Here is a 15,697-nt window from a genome sequence, read left to right as displayed (position 1 = left end):
CGGCGCAGGGTCCGGTCCCCCGGGCCCGGTCAAGGCAGGCGACCACCGAGGGACCAGCGGAGCGGCCTCACCCGAGTCCCGTCGGGTGAGGCCGCTTCACCATCTCCGCCACCCCGGCCGCGCCCGGGCGTCACCCACCCTGACGGTGGGGCGCGACGCTGAGCAGGCCACAGCCGTATGCCTTTCCCTTGCCGATGCCCTCGGCGAGCCGCACCCGCAGCGCGCCGGCATCGGTGACGGCCGCAGTGCCCTCGAACAGGATCCGGCTGTGGTTGATCCGGCGCAGGTCACCGCGCCGGATGCCCCGGGCGGGGTCAAGGGGTGTGGAACGCAGACCGTGCAGGCGCAGGCCGGAAGCCTCCGCCTGCCGGGTCCACCAGTCATCGGCGGCCGCGCCGTGAAGGGGGACGACGGCGCTGAGGCCGTGGAGCTCGCGGGTGGTACGTCCGGGTTTGCGGATGGGATTGGCGGCGATCCGGTACTGCACGGACAGGCCCGGGCGTAACGCATCCAGGAGAGGTGTGAGCGGCCTGGTGACGGCTTGCCCGTAACCGGCCGGGAGACGGCGCAGATCGGGTGGCCGGGCGCTCTGCAGAAGGATCTGCGATCCGGTCCCGCCGGTCTCGGCTCGGAAAAGAACGCCGAGATGGCGACGGGGTTCGGTGCCGGGAACGTCATCCTCGAAAAGAGACATGAGACGGTGGTGCAGGTCGACGGCGCTGGCATGCTCCCGGCGGGCGTCGCGGCTGCGCGGGTCAGGGAGGATACGGGTCAGCCACAGGTTCATACGCAGGCGCTCCCGGGACGGGTGATGTGCCGGCGCAGGTAGGCGCCGAGGACAGTGAGGTAATCGGCACCAAGACCAGCACAGCGTTCAGCAGGCAGGGTGAGGGTGCGCTGGTAGCGCGTGCGGGGCCGGTAGGAGCGGCGCCGGGGGTGGAACGTGTCGGGCTCGTCCGTGACATGGCCCACCGGTTCGTCACCGTCCTGGCTGTCACCGGATGGGGTGAGACGGCCCAGGGGCCCGTCACTGTGGAAGTCGACGCGCACACCCGCGTCGTCGGGCGTCCGGCACCGCGCGAGGGGCAGGTGGACGAGGTGATGCAGCGGGGCCTCGGACAGCCCGAGAAGCAGGGGGCCTTCGGGCGGGCAGGAACGACGGCCAAGGTAAGGGGGCCAGACGGGGTCCTCCAGAGCCCGAGCACATTCCCGGAGGGTGTCCGACTCACCGGTGAGCACTGCGGTGAAGACCGCGTCGGCGAGGTAGTAGCGGTGCGACAGCAAAGTGGCCGTTGCTCCGGAGCGTTTCCTGCCGTCGGCGGTGGTGACGGTGCGGGCGGCCGGCAGACCGCCCCCGACGGTGTGCAGGTCACGCAGGGGTACGCCCGGCCGGTCCGTGCGGACGGTCAGCGACAGGGCTGTCAGATCACCGATGTCCGCTCCCCGAGTACGGCCGAGCGCGCAGGCAAGCAGGCCGATCACACCGGACCGGGTGGGAAAGCGTGCCGTGCCGCGCTGGCTGAACGGACTGTTCTCGCCCCAGGACTGCAACGGCCCGGCCAGATGCAGGAGCAGCCCCGTACCTCCCCCGCCGTCCCCCGCCGGGTTCACGCGTCTGCCCCCGGGAACGCCGCCTCCAGGGCCAGGCCGATCAGTTCCGGGAAGGAGTCGGCACGGGTGCCGAGGCCGGGCAGGTCCTCCTCCACTCCCGCCCACCCGGACACCAGGATGCCGCGCCTGCCGAGAAGTCGGTCCGCCGTGTGGGCGTAGTGGGCCAGTGCCGTGCGGGAGGGGGCGGCGTAGCCCCCGTACTCGTGGGACCGCACCGGCTGTTCGAACGCCGCGGCATAGGAGAGCGGGCGGTCGTTACGGACGGCCAGGTGGACGAGGTCCGGGATGGTGTGAGGGGCGGTAGCGGTCCTCTTGGCGCGGGGCAGGGAGAGGATGAAGGCTTCGGCGAAGCCTTCGGCGAGTTCACGGGCGGTCGTGTGGTCACCGCCGAGGTTGGTGGCGAGGTCGGCGAGGTCGATGGTGGCGTAGCGGTAGAACACGCCTGTGCTGAACTCCGCGTGGCCGACATGGGCGGCGGCGGTGTCGCCCCAGGCAGCGGCGACGTCGTCAACAGCGGCGAAGTAGTCCAGTTCGACGTCGGTGCCGTGGGTGGTCAGGGCGTGGGCGACCTGGACAGCCCCGTCCACGCCGGCGTTGTCGACTTCGGCCAGCATGCGGCCGAACAGGTTGATGACCCCGTTGCGGCGGCGCAGGACCACGTCGACCGCGCCCTTGGGCAGTACGCCCCGGTCGCTGCTTCGCTTGATGTCGTCGGCGGTTACGAGATCGGCGCGGTGCTCCTCGGCAAGGTCGGCGAGCTCGCCGACGGCGCTTTCGGGCACGTAGACCAGGGCGTTGGTGGTCACGGCCGTGGAATTTCTGGTGGTTTCGAACCTGACGCTGCTACCGGCCACGATGTGCTGACCTGCCCTGGCGGCCAGGCCGGTGGGCCAGCCGCGCTCCTCCAGCAGCCCGGTGACCTTGGCTCCGATGCGACGGGTGCGCAGGGCGCGTTCGCCGAACCCGTCCTGGAAGTACTCGCGGATGGCGCGTTTCCAGGATTGGCTGCTGACTCGGGTGCGTTCCGTGTCGCCGTAACGCACGGTCTTCACCGAGCCGTTGTCGTCACGGTTGAGGTTGGCGAAGGGGATGCTCTGGATCGCGTGCAGGTCGAGGAAGCGTGCGGGGCGGGCTGTTGGCGAGGGCACTGCGCTTCTCCTGGAGGAATGGGAAGGGCGGAACGCGGGTCTCTGCGGGCGGTTTCTGTTCGGCGGCGGGGTGGGGGCTCAGTGGCCTGACCGTCAGGTCGTCTTCGCTGTGTCGTCGAAGTGCCGGTCCGCTTCACGGGCCCGGTGCACGGCGCTGGCCTGCCGGGCTTGGTAGTAGTCCTGGAGCCAGTGGCGTCCCACCTCTCCCGAGTGCCGCCGCCACAGGCTCAGGTCGACGAGCAGTTGTGCCCAGTCGACGGTGATTCCGCTGTGGCGCAGCTGTCGCACTGCTGCGGGCAGGTGCCGGTGCAGGCCTTCGGCGCTCTGTCTGGTCAGCATGCTGAGCCGGCGCTCGGTGCCTGCCTCGTGTGGTCCGCCGCCGCCGGTGCTTCCTCTGGCGACCCAGTCCGCGAAGGAACGGCCGAGGCTGCGCCCTTCCTCTCGCTCTGGTTGCTCGCTGGTGTGCTGGGCGGTGGCTGGGTACTGCCCGCTGTGCTGGGCGGCGATCAACGCCGCGACTGTGTAGTGGGCGCGCTGGATGCCTCGGTCCTGCAGGTGGTCCTCGGTGAGCCATGGGGCGACGTATTGGTGCATGGAGGGCACCGCGTCCAGGTCCTTGCCTGCTCCGCGGCGCAGGGCGGCGCGTGCTTCTGGGTGTTCGGCGCTGCGGCGTTCGATCCAGGTGGTGAAGGCCCGGGCGTGGCTGAGTGCCGGGGTGGTGCTGGGTGGGCGGTCCGGGTGGGGTGGTGGGTTGGTGTGGGGGTTGGCTCCGGGGGCGGGGGTTCCGGTGGTGGTCTCTGTCATGTCTGGTCCGTGCTGGTGGCGCGGCGGGTGGTGCCGGTGCTTTCTGTGGTGGGCCTCACCGGCCCGCCGTACAGCTCGATGCGGGCTGCTGTGCAGGCCCTGGCACCGCGCTGGGTGCCCATGGCGCGGTGGGTGACGGTGTCGTAGGCCTGTTCGGCGTGGGCGCGGAACAGGCCTGTGGCGCCGGTGAAGTCACGGTCCCTCAGGTGTTCCCAGAATTCGGTCTCGGCGGCGGGCCAGTACCGGGCGGCGGCTTCCTCTGCCCAGGTGCAGTCGCTGATCTTCGGGGCGTCGGTGAACTGGGCCCAGGCTTTCTTCACTGCCCGGTCAAGGCGCTGTCCGTACCGTTCTCCCAGCTCGCGCAGGCGTTGGACGGCCAGGGCCGCTTCCTGGTCGGTCTCTTCGGCCAGTGCGAGGACCGGCGGGGTCGTCGTGTCGATGAACTGGGTGTCCCTGGCCTGCCCGTCCTGCTCGAATCCGAGGGCCCGGATGCGCAGTTGGGCTGATATTTCGGGGGCTGTTTCGAAGACCTCCGGGCGGCGGGGCTGGGCTGTTCCTCCTGGGGTTTTGAGCAGGAGGGCGTCGAGGTCTCGCCACAGTCCCCGGTGTGTGTCGGCTGGCCGCGGGTACGGTCTGCCTTCTTTGCTGGTCTGCCAGATGAGGTAGGGGTCGTCCGGCCCCGGAATCTTGTCGCGCCATGCCCAGGTGATGAAGGCGTCGGTCACCTGGTTGCCGTCGCTGTCGGGGATCAGCAGCAGGGCGTGCTGGGAGCGGGCGGTGAGGCGCGAGCATGGTCCCGTGGGCTTGGGCGGTGTGCTGACGGGGTCTGGCAGTGCGGTCCATTCCCATGGGCATCGGTCGGTCGAGCGGCTGACTGTGCGGTCTGGTTCCGGCAGTCCGGCCAGCAGTGTCTCGAACAGGGATATGCCTTCGGGGTGGTAGGAGAGGCTGCCTCGCAGGGGGCCGGCAGTGGTGTTGGCGGCGGTGGTGTCGCCGGCGGTGCGGCTGGAGCAGCGGCCAGACGGGCCGTAGTAGTGCCATACGAGCAGGTGGAGGGTGGCCTGGCCGGGGGTGGGGGGCTCGGGGCTGGTGCTGTCGACGTGCTGGAACCAGGCGTGGTTGTTTCCGGAGGGCCGGGTGGTGACCAGTCTGTCTACGCCTGCGGTGTTCCGCGTGTCGCACTCACGTGCGAGTCGCGGGTCCTGCAGGAACGGGCGCTGGGGGTCGAACAAGTTGAAGCGGCCGCGGTGTTCCCGGATGTACGCGTGGATCGCTGCGCTGTCGAAGCGTCCGGTACGGGCCAGTGCGGCCCGGCGTTCAGCCCAGTTGTCGCTCGGGCCGGCTTCGTCGAGCCCGGTGACCCGGGCCGTGATCGCGTAGAGGACGCGGTGTAGCGCGGATACGGCTGGTGGCAGGGCAGCGGTGATCCGGGCGATGTCGTGCGCCCGGGTCAGGAGCTCGTGCAGTCCCACCTCGTGGGGGTGCTGGTCGCGGCCTTCCTCGCCTGGGGCCGCCGGGGTCCGCCAGCGGACCGGAATCCACGGTTCGTCGAACAGGTCGTACGTCGGGGGCGGCGTGATCGGCATGCGGCTTCCTGCGAGGCGAGTGGTTGAAGGGTGCGGTCGGGTACCTGCCGGGCCTGCCGCCGGGTTGGGGCGGGCCCGGCGGTGGGCGGGGGTGCCGCTGGCCTGGCGGTTTCCTTGCCGTGCGCGGGGCGCGGGCGGTGCTGCCGGGGTGAGGGCCGCCGGCCCCCGGGCCGGCTCCGCACACGGTACGTCGAACCGCGCGTTCGAGATCCTGGTTCGCGGAAAGTCCCGTGCCGGGGAATTATGCGCCAGGCACATGCACAGTGCGGCTACTGCCCCCATCCGACGCCCCCCACAGTGAGACCGAAAGTCACCAACAGACTCCCGACCGTCACACACCTGCGGCGGACAGGTCAACCGCCTTCCGAAGCATTGCAGCCACTGCCTCGCGGGATCTCCCGTGCGGCGCCCCGGTCATGACACGATGTCCGCTGCGGGGCGGGCGCCCTTCCCGGAGCGGGGCCCGGCCCGATCTGCCGATTGCACCGGCCCGGACGGCCGTCCTCTCCATGCGAGCCGGGGTCAGCCCAAGTGGGCTGGCGAGAGCCCCGGACGAGCGGACTCCTCCCTGCGCGAGCGGGGGTCAGCCGAGTATCTGATCCGGTCATCGCCTGGCAGCTCCTCCTCCCTGCGCAAGCGGGGGTCACCGCTCGTCCGGCCGGGCGGCCCGGGTCACCGGGAGACCGTCTACGGCTCCCCGGACGACTGTTGGGCCAGTGATGCCTGGGGGAAAAGTTGCCGGAATAGCCACTTGTGCCAATGTCGGCCTTTCCCTGGACCCTGTCCGCCCGGCCGGATCCGCCATCCATCTCCGGGCCTGGAGGTGGCGGGTGCAGCGCGGCCGGGGCTGACCTGCCATCTCTCGCTACTGGAAGGTAACTCCTGGGCCTCGAGGGGCGCCTGGCAACTGAGCGGGGCACCGCCGCGCGTGCGTCCGCGCACGCTGTACGTACGTCAATGCAGGTGGTGTCATGTTCCTAACAAGCCCGGCGGATCGCTCCGGGCTCCACCATGCCCGGATCGCCGGGACCCATAAGGAGATGCCCCATGGCTCTGCGCGCATCGATCCTGACCGCCGGCGTACTCCTCGCCACGCTCGCCGGCACGGCCCTGCCGGCCCAGGCCACCACGGTCCTATCGACCAATCCGCCCGCGGACCACATCGTCATCGACGTCGCGAGCGTCAACGGCTCCGGCTGCCCCACCGGCACCGCCGCAGTAGCGGTCTCTCCCGACAACACGGCCTTCACCGTGACCTACAGCAGCTACCTCGCCCAGGTCGGCCCCAACTCCCTGCCCACCGACCTGCGCAAGAACTGCCAGGTCAACCTCGACGTCCACGTCCCCCAAGGCTTCACCTACGCCATCGCCTCCGCCGACTACCGCGGCTTCGCCCACCTCGAACCCGGAGCCAACGCCCTGCAGCGCGCCAACTACTACTTCCAAGGCTCCCCCCAGACCGTCACCTCCACGCACGCCTTCCAGGGTCCGCTGGACGACAACTGGCAGGCCACCGACAGCGTCGAGATCGCGGCCCTGGTCTGGGCCCCCTGCGGCGAGAAGCGCAACTTCAACATCAACACCGAACTGCGCGTCGCCGCCGGAACCTCCAACCGCAACGCCACCAGCTTCATGACCATGGACTCCACCGACGGCGGCATCAACACCATCTACCAGCTCGCCTGGAAGACCTGCCCCTAACCAGCCCCGGCGAAAGCCACACGGTGCGGGCCTGCCAGAACCGGCCCGCCCCCGCCCGGGCACCCTCCCATTCGAAGGGCGCCCACAAGCCACCGACCGGGTGGGTGGCCCGGGCGGATGGACGGGTGGTCCGTCGCGCAGCCCGCACGACGGACCACCCACCACGCGGGTAGCCCCTTGCTTCGCACCCTGGCCCGGTTCGGTCCGTTCACCCCCCTGGCGGACCGAACCGGACCAGGGTGCGAAGCCCGTCGGCCATCCCGGCCCACCACACACGCCGTTCCCGAAGGGCGAGCCATGGCCCCAACGCTTACCAGCGCACGCTGGACCGCCCGGCACGTCCTGATCACGGGCGGATCAAGCGGCATCGGCCTGGCCCTGGCAACGGGCCTGCAGGAACGCGGCGCCCGCGTCTCGGTCGTGGCGCGTGACGCGGACAGGCTGAACGCCCTCACCGACCGCCCCGCCCCACCCGGCCTGGCACCGTTCACGGCCCGGTCCGCCGACGTCGCCGACCAGGACGGTCTCCAGCACGCAATCACCGAACTCACCAGCACCGTCGGCCCGGTCAGCGACCTCATCACCTCAGCCGGCACCGTCCGCCCCGGCCGCTTCCACGAACTGGACGACCTCCACTTCCGCGAAGCCATCGAGGTCAACTACTTCGGCACGCTCTACGCCGCCCGTGCCGTGCTGCCCGCGATGCTGGAACGCCGCGACGGCACCATCACCTGCATCAGCTCCGCCGCCGGCCTCTACGGCCTGGCCGGCTACGCCTCCTACGCCCCCAGCAAATTCGCCGTCCGGGGCCTGTGCGAATCACTGCGCATGGAACTGCGGCCGCACGGCATCCACGTCGCCGCCGTCTACCCAGGGGACGTCGACACCCCTCAACTCGCCATGGAACAACCGTTCAAGCCACCGGAGCTGGCCGCACTCGCCGGCACCCTGCGCCCAGCCCGCGCGGCCACGGTGGCCGACGCGGTGATCCGGGGCATCGAGGCCCGGCGCCCGGTGATCGTCCCCGGCACCGCCAACCGCACGGTCGCGATACTGGCCAGGCTCGCCCCACGCCTCGCCAACGCCTACGCCGACCGCATCGTGGCCGCGGCCCTACGACACCGGCCTGGAGTCAGCCCGCGACCTTGAGGATGGAACGGCGGCGCTTGTCAGCGCGGGCGTGCTCCTGGAGGGCCTGGTTCTCCTTGTACCGCTGGACGAAGGCGGTGTCGTCCAGCCGGTCTTCCTCGTCCATGGTCTCGATGGCGTCCCAGGCGTCACCGGGCGAAGCGTAGCCCGCGAGCATCGCGTTGAGCTGGTACTCCTTGTACCCCTCGGGACGCAGGACCAGTCGGGCCGTCACCAGTGCGCCGAGTGCGACGGTGACGCTGGAACGACCGATACCGAGGAGCTCGCCGATGCGGCGCTGCGGCATGACGATGCGCCCACCGGGTTGTTGACGTTCCATCAGCATCAGCAGGACTCGGTAGGCCGTGACGGGGAGGTTCAGCTCAGCGACGACACCCATGCAGTTGGTCGGGGTGTAGAGCACCGCAGGGGTGCTGCTCATGGTCGACTCCTCTTCGCCTTGGCGGTGTCCGCAGTCTCCGCGGGGCCCGCGACATCGAGCATGAGCTCAGTCTGCCCGACCGCGGGCCGATTCCGTCGCCCGGCCCGGGATTTCCGCCGCTCGGCCCTCTCCGAACGGTCCTCGGTGATCGCGTCGACCAGCGCCTGCAGAGTCGGGTAACGCACCTTCTCCGGCAGGTCGGACCCCATCAACTGCCGCAGCACCTCGGACTGGTCGACCTGGACGTACTCCGACTTGCCGTCCGCGTTCTTGCGCAGCGCCGCCGCGCGGTAGCTGTACACGGGGTTGAGGCGGTAACGGCCACGGGCGATCTTGACGGCGATGCCGTGGCCCGCGAGCTCGAGCAGAGTCTCGCTGATCCGGGAGCGGTGGACGTCGAGGATGTCACCCATCTGTTCCTGCGTCAGCTCGACCTCGCCGCCGGCCTGCTGGTTGGCGATCAGGACCAGGATCAGCCGCAAGGGAAGGTTGCCGCGATAGTACTGGGCAACGATGAACAGGAACTCGAGACTGTCCATCGAGAAAGCATTGGGCTGCTCGGCGCTGCTGTAGAAGGTCAGGTTCGCGCGCTCCGCGTCGACGGTGATCCGTCGCGCCGGGTGGGCGCGCGCCACCTCGTCAAGGCTGGTGACCGTCGCACGCCGCCTGCTGAACGCAGCACGGGGATTGGGTTCCTCGACCTTGGGCCGCGCCGGCTTGGGGCGTGGCCTCGGTGCCACCGCTTCCTGGGTCATCGCGGGCTGGACCTCCGCTTGAGGATCTCGACACGGGAGAACCTACCGGATTGGTTGTGGAACCTAACTCTTTGGTCGTGAGAACTGACCGCTGGCGTGTCGTATGTCGCCTTTGCAGGGACACATCACGGCGCGTGCCCCGCAGAGCCCTCCGATCGCAGAGCCTCGCCATCGAACCGCGCCCCCTGGTTGGCTCTCACGACCAAAGTGTTAGGTTTCACGACCAAAAGTGCTGCCCCCGGCGAAAAAAGGGTGGGCTGGGACGACCAAACAGTGCTGTTGTGTCAGCTGAGAATCTACGTAGCCGTGCTGTTGTGTCCACTCTCAGTAGACACAACAGCACGCCCGACAGGGCTCTGACCTGGGATTATGTATTCATTCGCCCATATAAGAACGGGCCCTGCCGTCCCCTCGCCCTGGCCGCCTCCTCCTCTCTCGCGCGCGCCGGGGCAGCACTGTCGCCGTCGCGCCCACAAGCCGCCAGGGCAGGCACTCCTAGGTCGGTGCTGCGGGCGGCAAGCCCAGCGCGAGCGACCGGACCGGCTCATAGGCATGAAAAGGGCCGCCAAGGCCCGGGTCCGGCGGCAGCCGGACTTTCATGACTGGCGAGGTGACCGTTCTGCCACTCCAGCTGCTTTCTGTCCTCCGGCCCGGGCCCGGGCGGCGGCAGCGGCAACGGGTTCACCATCCGAAGCACAAGCCGTCGCCGACGGAATGCCCGCCCTCAGCCGGCCCGTGCCCTATTGATCAGAAATCCAAAGGGTTCTCGTCCAGGGCGTAGCGGACGCGCGGGCCGCCGAAGTAGCCGCGCACGATGTGTGGTTGACCCTGGCCTCTGTGGAAAAATCCGCGGGTTTCGGCGGCGAGTTCGCCCTGGCTCTTGGCCGGCTGGGGGAGGGGCAGGCTGCGTTTGAGGTCCACGCTTACCAGCTCGTCGGGGTTCAGCTCGGGTGGGTACGAGGCAGGAAGTGCAGCTCAATCTGGTCTTGGCGGGTGGGGAGCCAGACCCAGATAGCCTTCGAGCGGTGGACCGAGCGCCGGTCGACGATCAGGCAGACCTTCTGAAGCCGATCACCCTGAGCCCCTCCCGGATCGGTGACATAGCCCGAGCCGCCCTCGTCCTCAACAGAATCTGGAAGTGAAATTCGTCGAGAAAACCTAAGCGAAGCAACCGGAAACGACGGATTTTGCTCTCCGATGCTGTATCAGTGCCGAGACTGTGTACTGGTCCAGCCGGGAGCCAGGAAAACTGGGCGAGGCGTGTCGCTCGGGTACCTTGTCCGGATGGCTTGTGGAGCTACCTCATCGCGCTATCGTGGAGTTTTCGGTGTGGAGCCGGTCAAGGCGGCAAGGAGTCGGCTGATTTCGGCTTCCTTGGCCTCTCCGGGTTGCTCAACCATGAAGGTGTGGGTCTTCCAAGCGTTTCCGAAGTATCGGCCGCGGGAGACCGTGAGCAGTCCCTGGGCAAGATTAGTCGAGGCTAGTCTTCCCAGCTGCCGCCCGACGTCGCCAGTTTGGTCCCGCAAGAGGTAGAGAACGTTTTTAGTAGGGCCGTTTGGCTCCGACGGGCCGGGCGGGAGGCAGACATAGCGGTAGCTGCCAACGCCAAGGCGGCGTGCTTCCTCGCCGCTGAAAGAGGACTGTGCGGATCCCAGGGACTTCCGAAGCAGCCCGTACGCCTCACCCCGCCATTTATCGGCCATCACTAGTCCCTTCCCATGGTCCGTGAGCCCGTCCATCAGGTCAGCAACACCCGTGACAACGGCCAGGTTGTTTCCGTCCATATTTGCCATCGCTGCCCACCCGCACCAATGGGAAAGGTTTCTCCAATTGCCTTCCCCGCTCAGGCCTTCCGAGGACCAGCCAGTGATGTGCTCATAGCTTTTGGTCGTTTGCATCTCCTCGAGCGTCTCCCTCATGCTCGTGCTCTTTTGGGCAGGCGCGGACACCCGGGCTAGTTTGGCAGGAACAGACGGTTTCGTAGCCGGAGGACGCCGGACGGGCCGGGGCGTCTGCTGTTTCTGAGGAACAGCTGCGGCAACCTGGCCGCTCGCTTTGGCAACAGCTGTGCGTTCTGGGGCTGGGGCTGGGGTGGCTTCCTTCGCCCGTTCGGGGGAGGTAGGAAGGATGGATTCCTTTGGCGTAGAGGACCCTGCGTCACAGGGGCAGAGGGAGGAAGCTTTACACGCCGTGTGCAAGTCGTGCTTCCTCTCACGGCATGACTGCATTTCTTCGGGAATGTAATGGTTGCTCAACGGGCATCCGTCAATAGCCGGGCAAGAGAATTCCACTTTGGGCTTCTTGAGGCTCCATTCCGATCCTTCAGAAGGCCTCATCTTGCTCCAAATATATTTGACTTCACCCCCCTTTTTCATTTGCCACCAATTCGTAAATTCCGATGAAAAGATAGATATTTCCACTGCCGAGGCTGGCTTGGTTCGCCCTTGAGCAGCGGCTTCTGCGGCTGGAGGAACGGCAGCCTTCAAGGCACTCTTTTGGCGGAATTCATCCCTGCGCTTCTTGTGGCCTTCCGCTGTTTCGTAGGTCTTTTCCTTGTATCCTGTGCCAAGAATTGTTTCAACTGCCGCCTTGACTATGTTCCCCTTGATCAGCTGGCTCTTTACGCCTTCGACCGTTTCCTCCCAGGTGAGGGCCATGGCGGCTTCCTTACCCCTTGACAGCTCGTAGGCTGCTACCAGCATCCCATCAGTGAAGTCACCGATTGCCTTCTTCCGCTCCTCGTTGAACTCAGTTCGAGTTATAAGTTTCCGCATAGGATTCCTGAGGCCACCCGGATACAGGTTGTACCTGATCATAATGATGGCATTCTGGTCGTTATTCTCGAGGCGTGACCTCAGTGTGCTGACGATGTCATCCCACTTGGAAGCAAGCCCCACCCCCTTTCCTCCGTAGCTTGCGAGGTAGGCCGTCACCAGTTCCTGATCGCTGTATTCTTTATCTGCAGAAATCCTCTCCTTAAGCTCCGCGAGAAATGACCCGGAACGCGAGCCCAAGCTGTTCCATATCGTCATCCAGAGATCAAACTCCTCCTCGGAGAATTTCTCCGGAGCCTTCCCCGGAAGATAGTGCTTAGAGCGTGTCTCATGTGGGGGTTGGACGATCTGCGGCATGATGGGGCTCATGGTGGTTGATCTGTCTCATCGGCTGGTGCCGGATGGCCTGTGGAGGCTGGCGGCGCCGTTGATCCCGTCGTTCGCGTCCCGCCGTCAAGGTGGTGGGACGGCGGGGCTGGAGGACCGGGCGGTGTTCACGGCCGTGGTCTACGTTCTGACGTCCGGGTGTGCCTGGCGGCATCTGCCGCCGACGTTCGGCGTTTCGCCGGCCACCGCGCACAGGCGGTTCGCCGCATGGTCGAAGGCCGGGGTGTGGGTACGGCTGCACCGTGCGGTGTTGGACGAGCTAGGGGTGCGTGGTGAGGTGGACTGGACGTCGACGATCATCGATGCCGCCTCGGTCCGCGCGAAAAAAGGGGCACGCTGACCGGGCGCAATCCGGTCGATCGGGGCAAGAAGGGCAGCAAACTCCATGTCCTCACCGACGCCCGGGGCCTGCCGCTGGCCGTCGGCGTCTCCGGTGCCAACGTCCATGACAGCCAGGCACTCAAGCCCCTGGTTCGTGGCCTGCCGGCGGTGAGGTCACGCCGCGGACCTCGTCGGCGACGCCCGGACAGGCTTCGCGGCGACAAGGCCTACTACTCCGCCGACACCCTCGCCTGGCTGCGTCAGCGCGGCATCACACCCCGCATCGCCCGCCCGGGAGTCGACAGCTCGGAGCGGCTCGGCCGCCACCGATGGAAGATCGAACGCAGCATCGCCTGGCTCTTCGGCTATCGCAGACTGACCGTCAGATACGAGCGAGAGGGCTCCCACTTCGCCGCCTTCCTCGGCCTCGCGGCAGCCCTGACCTGCTACAAGAAGCTCGCCAAGATATCCACATGAGACACGGTCTTAGCGTAGGAAGCCAGGGCTTCATCGATATTGAAGCCCATGCCAGAAATAACTTCTCCCCTTCCTGCTGTCCAAGCTTCCATGCCTTTCTTTTGGTGGATGGCGGACTCGATCACTTCATCAAAGAAAGCGATCCTTTCCCGAGGGTTATCAAGTCTCACGAAATCATCGAGAACCCCTTCGCGGATCACCGAGGCGCCCGAAAGGTGGGCATGAAGTAGAGTCCCCTCATCGTCCCTCCAGGAGGGACCTCCCCAGTATCTGTCAATTTTCTCGACTAGAGCATTTGAGTCCGCACTGAATGGGCCATCGGGGGATGTAAGATCGATTATCCCAGAGATCCGATTCCAAAACTCTTCGAGGGTAGGCACGTGGAACTCCGCCTTTCAGATATCTCCATGATCTCAGCTGCCAGTATTTACGGTACGTCGCTTTGAAGGCTGTAGATATACCTACTGCGGAAAACTGGCGGATCGAGCACCGCCAGTGGCCCTTCCATACGCATAGCGCATGCCCTTTAGGGAGTCGAAGAGGGAGCAATAGTCAATACCTGTGGATGGCTTGGCCCCGTTGTTTCACGGCAGCGCTGCGGGTCTCCTCCTTCGGGTGCGCCGGGGCGGCGGTGTGGTGGCCAGCCGGGGCCGGGCAGGGCCTGGCTGCGGTCCCAGGCGGTGACGGCATGGTGGGTGGCGGGCCGGGCGGGGCCGGGTTTGGGTTCGCGGCGGCGGGCGTGCTCGGTGAGGTCTGGCAGGGATGTCGGAGAGGTCGGTGCGGACGGCGGCGGGCCCGGCGCGGGCCTCCTCAGCCGTCGGGGGCGAGCGGTTGCGGCCAGGCCGGCAGGTCCATGGCCGTGGCCGTGGCGGGCAGGGTGCACCAAGCCTGGTTGAGGGCGGACTTGAAGGAGGGCAGCCGGGTGAGGGTGAGGGCCTTCGAGCGCGGATCCCGGACCCGGCGTGCGCGTGGGCCCGGTGCCGGGCGTCCAGCCACCGCAACTGCCGGCCGGCGGTGTCCGTGGCGGTCACCGTGCAGCGCAACCCGGTCGCGCTCTCGTAGGGCTCGAGGTCCTTGCTGTACCGGGGGTGGACGGGCCCGCGCCGCACGACGGTCCGCAGGCCCGGCGGCCAGCCCGCAAGGCCGGGCAGACCGGTGATCTGAAGTTCCCCCTCTGAACTGGACAGCCTGATACTGGGACGGTTGGGTCCCGGAGGAAGCAGTCCAGGTAGTGAGTGGCAAGAGCAACATGAGTAAGCGGTACACGGCGGAGTTCAAGCGGGACGCGATCGCGCTCGTCCGGTCCTCGCCGCATCGGAACGTCACCGAGATCGCCCGGGAACTGGGGGTGAGTCCCGAGGGGCTGCGGGGCTGGGTCAAGCAGGACCGCACCGACCGGGGCGAGGGGGCGCCCGGTGCGCTGACCACGACGGAGAAGGAAGAGCTCCAGCGGCTGCGCCGGGAGAACCGGGAGCAACAGCAGACCATCGAGATCTTGAAAAAAGCCGCGGCCTTCTTCGCGAAGGAGACGATGAAGTAGGCACGTTGTGCCGTTTCATCGACGCGGAGAGGGCTGCCGAGGACAGACCCGGCGGCTTCAGCGTCGCGCTGTTGTGCCGGGTTCTGAGGCTGTCGCGTGCCAGCTACTACGCCTGGCTCGCCGGTCGGCCGGCCGCCGCCGAGCGGCAGCGGGCAGAGGACGAACTGGCCGAGGAGATAAGGGAGATCCACGCCGGCTCGCGCGGTGCCTACGGCGTCCCGCGCGTGCACGCGGCCCTGCGGCGCAAGGGCCGTGCGGTCAACCGGAAGAAGGTCGAGCGGATCATGCGTGAGCGTGACATCCGCGGCGTGACCCGTCGCAGACGCCGGTACCTGACGAAGCAGGACTCCAAGGCCGCCCCAGCTCCGGACCTGGTCGGCCGCGACTTCACGGCCGAGCGGCCCGGCATGAAACTCGTCGGCGACATCACGTATCTTCCGACGATCGAGGGCTGGTGGTATCTGGCGACGGTCATCGACCTGGCCACCCGCGAGGTCGTCGGCTACGCGATGGCCGACCACCACCGCGCCGAGCTGGTCACCGACGCCCTCAAGATGGCCGCCGTCCGGGGCGGCCTGAAGCCCGGCTGCATCATGCACACCGATCGCGGTAGCGAATACACGAGTAGTGAATTCCGCACGGAGGTAAGGGAGTTGAACCTGAGGCAGAGCATGGGACGAACCGGCATATGCTACGATAACGCCGCAGCCGAGAGCTTCTTCGGACTGCTCAAAGCGGAGATCGGCACCACCGTCTGGGAGAGCCGCGAGGCCGCCCGGGCCGACGTGTTCCGCTTCATCGAAGTCGAATACAACCGCACCAGGCTCCGCAAGCACCCCGAGTTCGGATACCTCACCCCGCTCGAGACCCGAGCCAGACTGCAGCACGACTTCACCCCCGCAGCGTAAGCAACCGCTGTCCAGGATCAGGGGGGAACTTCACGAACGACCTCACCCCACTTGGTCAAAAACCATGACCGAGCCCTGAACCAAGGGATTGACATATCCGAGAGTGTCAGAACTC

General features: G+C 67.3%; 16 protein-coding genes. 5 read left to right on the top strand and 11 right to left on the bottom strand.

Annotation, left to right across the window (positions count from 1 at the left end; genetic code table 11):
* Positions 1–130: 130 nt before the first annotated feature.
* The 5 genes from cas6e to casA all read right to left on the bottom strand — a co-directional run bounded on the left by cas6e (position 131) and on the right by casA (position 5,149).
* Positions 131–787 carry a type I-E CRISPR-associated protein Cas6/Cse3/CasE gene (gene cas6e / locus OHV05_RS38050; RefSeq protein ID WP_331731037.1) on the bottom strand — a complete coding sequence of 219 codons (657 nt, stop codon included), beginning with the start codon at positions 785–787 and terminating at the stop codon, positions 131–133.
* The gene (gene cas5e, locus OHV05_RS38045) at positions 784–1,611 is read right to left on the bottom strand and encodes a type I-E CRISPR-associated protein Cas5/CasD (RefSeq protein ID WP_331731036.1); all 828 of its coding nucleotides are present in this window, start codon (positions 1,609–1,611) and stop codon (positions 784–786) included. Before cas5e ends, cas6e begins: the two co-directional genes overlap by 4 nt.
* Positions 1,608–2,759, bottom strand: coding sequence for a type I-E CRISPR-associated protein Cas7/Cse4/CasC (gene cas7e, locus OHV05_RS38040; protein WP_331731035.1), 1,152 nt, complete (start codon positions 2,757–2,759; stop codon positions 1,608–1,610). The genes cas5e and cas7e overlap by 4 nt, the downstream gene beginning before the upstream one ends.
* 93 nt (positions 2,760–2,852) lie before the next feature.
* A complete protein-coding gene (gene casB, locus OHV05_RS38035; protein ID WP_331731034.1) occupies positions 2,853–3,563 on the bottom strand; it encodes a type I-E CRISPR-associated protein Cse2/CasB in 711 nt (236 codons plus the stop codon).
* Positions 3,560–5,149 carry a type I-E CRISPR-associated protein Cse1/CasA gene (casA, locus tag OHV05_RS38030; RefSeq protein ID WP_331731033.1) on the bottom strand — a complete coding sequence of 530 codons (1,590 nt, stop codon included), beginning with the start codon at positions 5,147–5,149 and terminating at the stop codon, positions 3,560–3,562. Before casA ends, casB begins: the two co-directional genes overlap by 4 nt.
* A 1,047-nt stretch (positions 5,150–6,196) precedes the next feature.
* Between casA and OHV05_RS38025 the strand changes: the two genes are divergently transcribed.
* A complete protein-coding gene (locus OHV05_RS38025; RefSeq protein WP_331731032.1) occupies positions 6,197–6,850 on the top strand; it encodes a DUF4360 domain-containing protein in 654 nt (217 codons plus the stop codon).
* A gap of 297 nt (positions 6,851–7,147) precedes the next feature.
* A complete protein-coding gene (locus OHV05_RS38020; RefSeq protein ID WP_331731031.1) occupies positions 7,148–7,999 on the top strand; it encodes an SDR family oxidoreductase in 852 nt (283 codons plus the stop codon).
* Here the strand turns inward: OHV05_RS38020 and OHV05_RS38015 are convergent.
* The 5 genes from OHV05_RS38015 to OHV05_RS37995 form a co-directional block, all read right to left on the bottom strand.
* The gene (locus OHV05_RS38015) at positions 7,983–8,420 is read right to left on the bottom strand and encodes a MarR family transcriptional regulator (RefSeq protein WP_331731030.1); all 438 of its coding nucleotides are present in this window, start codon (positions 8,418–8,420) and stop codon (positions 7,983–7,985) included. The genes OHV05_RS38020 and OHV05_RS38015 overlap by 17 nt on opposite strands.
* Positions 8,417–9,175: a hypothetical protein gene (locus OHV05_RS38010; protein WP_331731028.1), complete on the bottom strand. Its 759-nt coding sequence runs from the start codon at positions 9,173–9,175 to the stop codon at positions 8,417–8,419. Before OHV05_RS38010 ends, OHV05_RS38015 begins: the two co-directional genes overlap by 4 nt.
* A 747-nt stretch (positions 9,176–9,922) precedes the next feature.
* Positions 9,923–10,096: a hypothetical protein gene (locus OHV05_RS38005; protein WP_331731026.1), complete on the bottom strand. Its 174-nt coding sequence runs from the start codon at positions 10,094–10,096 to the stop codon at positions 9,923–9,925.
* Between the two features lie 20 nt (positions 10,097–10,116).
* Complete coding sequence (locus tag OHV05_RS38000; protein ID WP_331731183.1) at positions 10,117–10,188, bottom strand: hypothetical protein; 72 nt, start codon at positions 10,186–10,188, stop codon at positions 10,117–10,119.
* Positions 10,189–10,485: 297 nt separating this feature from the next.
* The gene (locus OHV05_RS37995; RefSeq protein WP_331731025.1) at positions 10,486–12,306 is read right to left on the bottom strand and encodes a hypothetical protein; all 1,821 of its coding nucleotides are present in this window, start codon (positions 12,304–12,306) and stop codon (positions 10,486–10,488) included.
* Between the two features lie 10 nt (positions 12,307–12,316).
* Between OHV05_RS37995 and OHV05_RS37990 the strand changes: the two genes are divergently transcribed.
* A protein-coding gene (locus tag OHV05_RS37990; RefSeq protein WP_331730565.1) for an IS5 family transposase occupies positions 12,317–13,134 on the top strand; the annotation gives its coding sequence in 2 pieces (ribosomal slippage) (positions 12,317–12,665 and positions 12,665–13,134; 819 coding nt in all).
* On the opposite strand, the gene OHV05_RS37985 is transcribed toward OHV05_RS37990, so the two are convergent.
* Positions 13,104–13,514, bottom strand: coding sequence for a hypothetical protein (locus OHV05_RS37985; RefSeq protein ID WP_331731023.1), 411 nt, complete (start codon positions 13,512–13,514; stop codon positions 13,104–13,106). The genes OHV05_RS37990 and OHV05_RS37985 overlap by 31 nt on opposite strands.
* An 869-nt stretch (positions 13,515–14,383) precedes the next feature.
* On the opposite strand from OHV05_RS37985, the gene OHV05_RS37980 reads away from it, so the two are divergent.
* Both OHV05_RS37980 and OHV05_RS37975 read left to right on the top strand, forming a co-directional pair.
* The gene (locus tag OHV05_RS37980; protein ID WP_331731019.1) at positions 14,384–14,674 is read left to right on the top strand and encodes a transposase; all 291 of its coding nucleotides are present in this window, start codon (positions 14,384–14,386) and stop codon (positions 14,672–14,674) included.
* Positions 14,675–14,679: 5 nt separating this feature from the next.
* A complete protein-coding gene (locus OHV05_RS37975) occupies positions 14,680–15,582 on the top strand; it encodes an IS3 family transposase (RefSeq protein WP_331731017.1) in 903 nt (300 codons plus the stop codon).
* Positions 15,583–15,697 lie beyond the last annotated feature (115 nt).

Source organism: Kitasatospora sp. NBC_00070 (assembly GCF_045041205.1).
GTDB lineage: Bacteria > Actinomycetota > Actinomycetes > Streptomycetales > Streptomycetaceae > Kitasatospora.
The sequence above is the reverse complement of the archived record's forward strand: the minus strand, read 5'-3'. Positions and strand labels throughout refer to the sequence as shown.

Bases quoted from the DNA above. Each gene is read 5' to 3' on its own strand.
- casB (WP_331731034.1), bottom strand. From the start codon at position 3,563: ATGACAGAGACCACCACCGGAACCCCCGCCCCCGGAGCCAACCCCCAC.
- OHV05_RS38015 (WP_331731030.1), bottom strand. From the start codon at position 8,420: ATGAGCAGCACCCCTGCGGTGCTCTACACCCCGACCAACTGCATGGGT.
- OHV05_RS38020 (WP_331731031.1), top strand. From the start codon at position 7,148: ATGGCCCCAACGCTTACCAGCGCACGCTGGACCGCCCGGCACGTCCTG.
- OHV05_RS37995 (WP_331731025.1), bottom strand. From the start codon at position 12,306: ATGCCGCAGATCGTCCAACCCCCACATGAGACACGCTCTAAGCACTAT.
- OHV05_RS37980 (WP_331731019.1), top strand. From the start codon at position 14,384: ATGAGTAAGCGGTACACGGCGGAGTTCAAGCGGGACGCGATCGCGCTC.
- casA (WP_331731033.1), bottom strand. From the start codon at position 5,149: ATGCCGATCACGCCGCCCCCGACGTACGACCTGTTCGACGAACCGTGG.
- OHV05_RS38010 (WP_331731028.1), bottom strand. From the start codon at position 9,175: ATGACCCAGGAAGCGGTGGCACCGAGGCCACGCCCCAAGCCGGCGCGG.
- cas6e (WP_331731037.1), bottom strand. From the start codon at position 787: ATGAACCTGTGGCTGACCCGTATCCTCCCTGACCCGCGCAGCCGCGAC.
- OHV05_RS38025 (WP_331731032.1), top strand. From the start codon at position 6,197: ATGGCTCTGCGCGCATCGATCCTGACCGCCGGCGTACTCCTCGCCACG.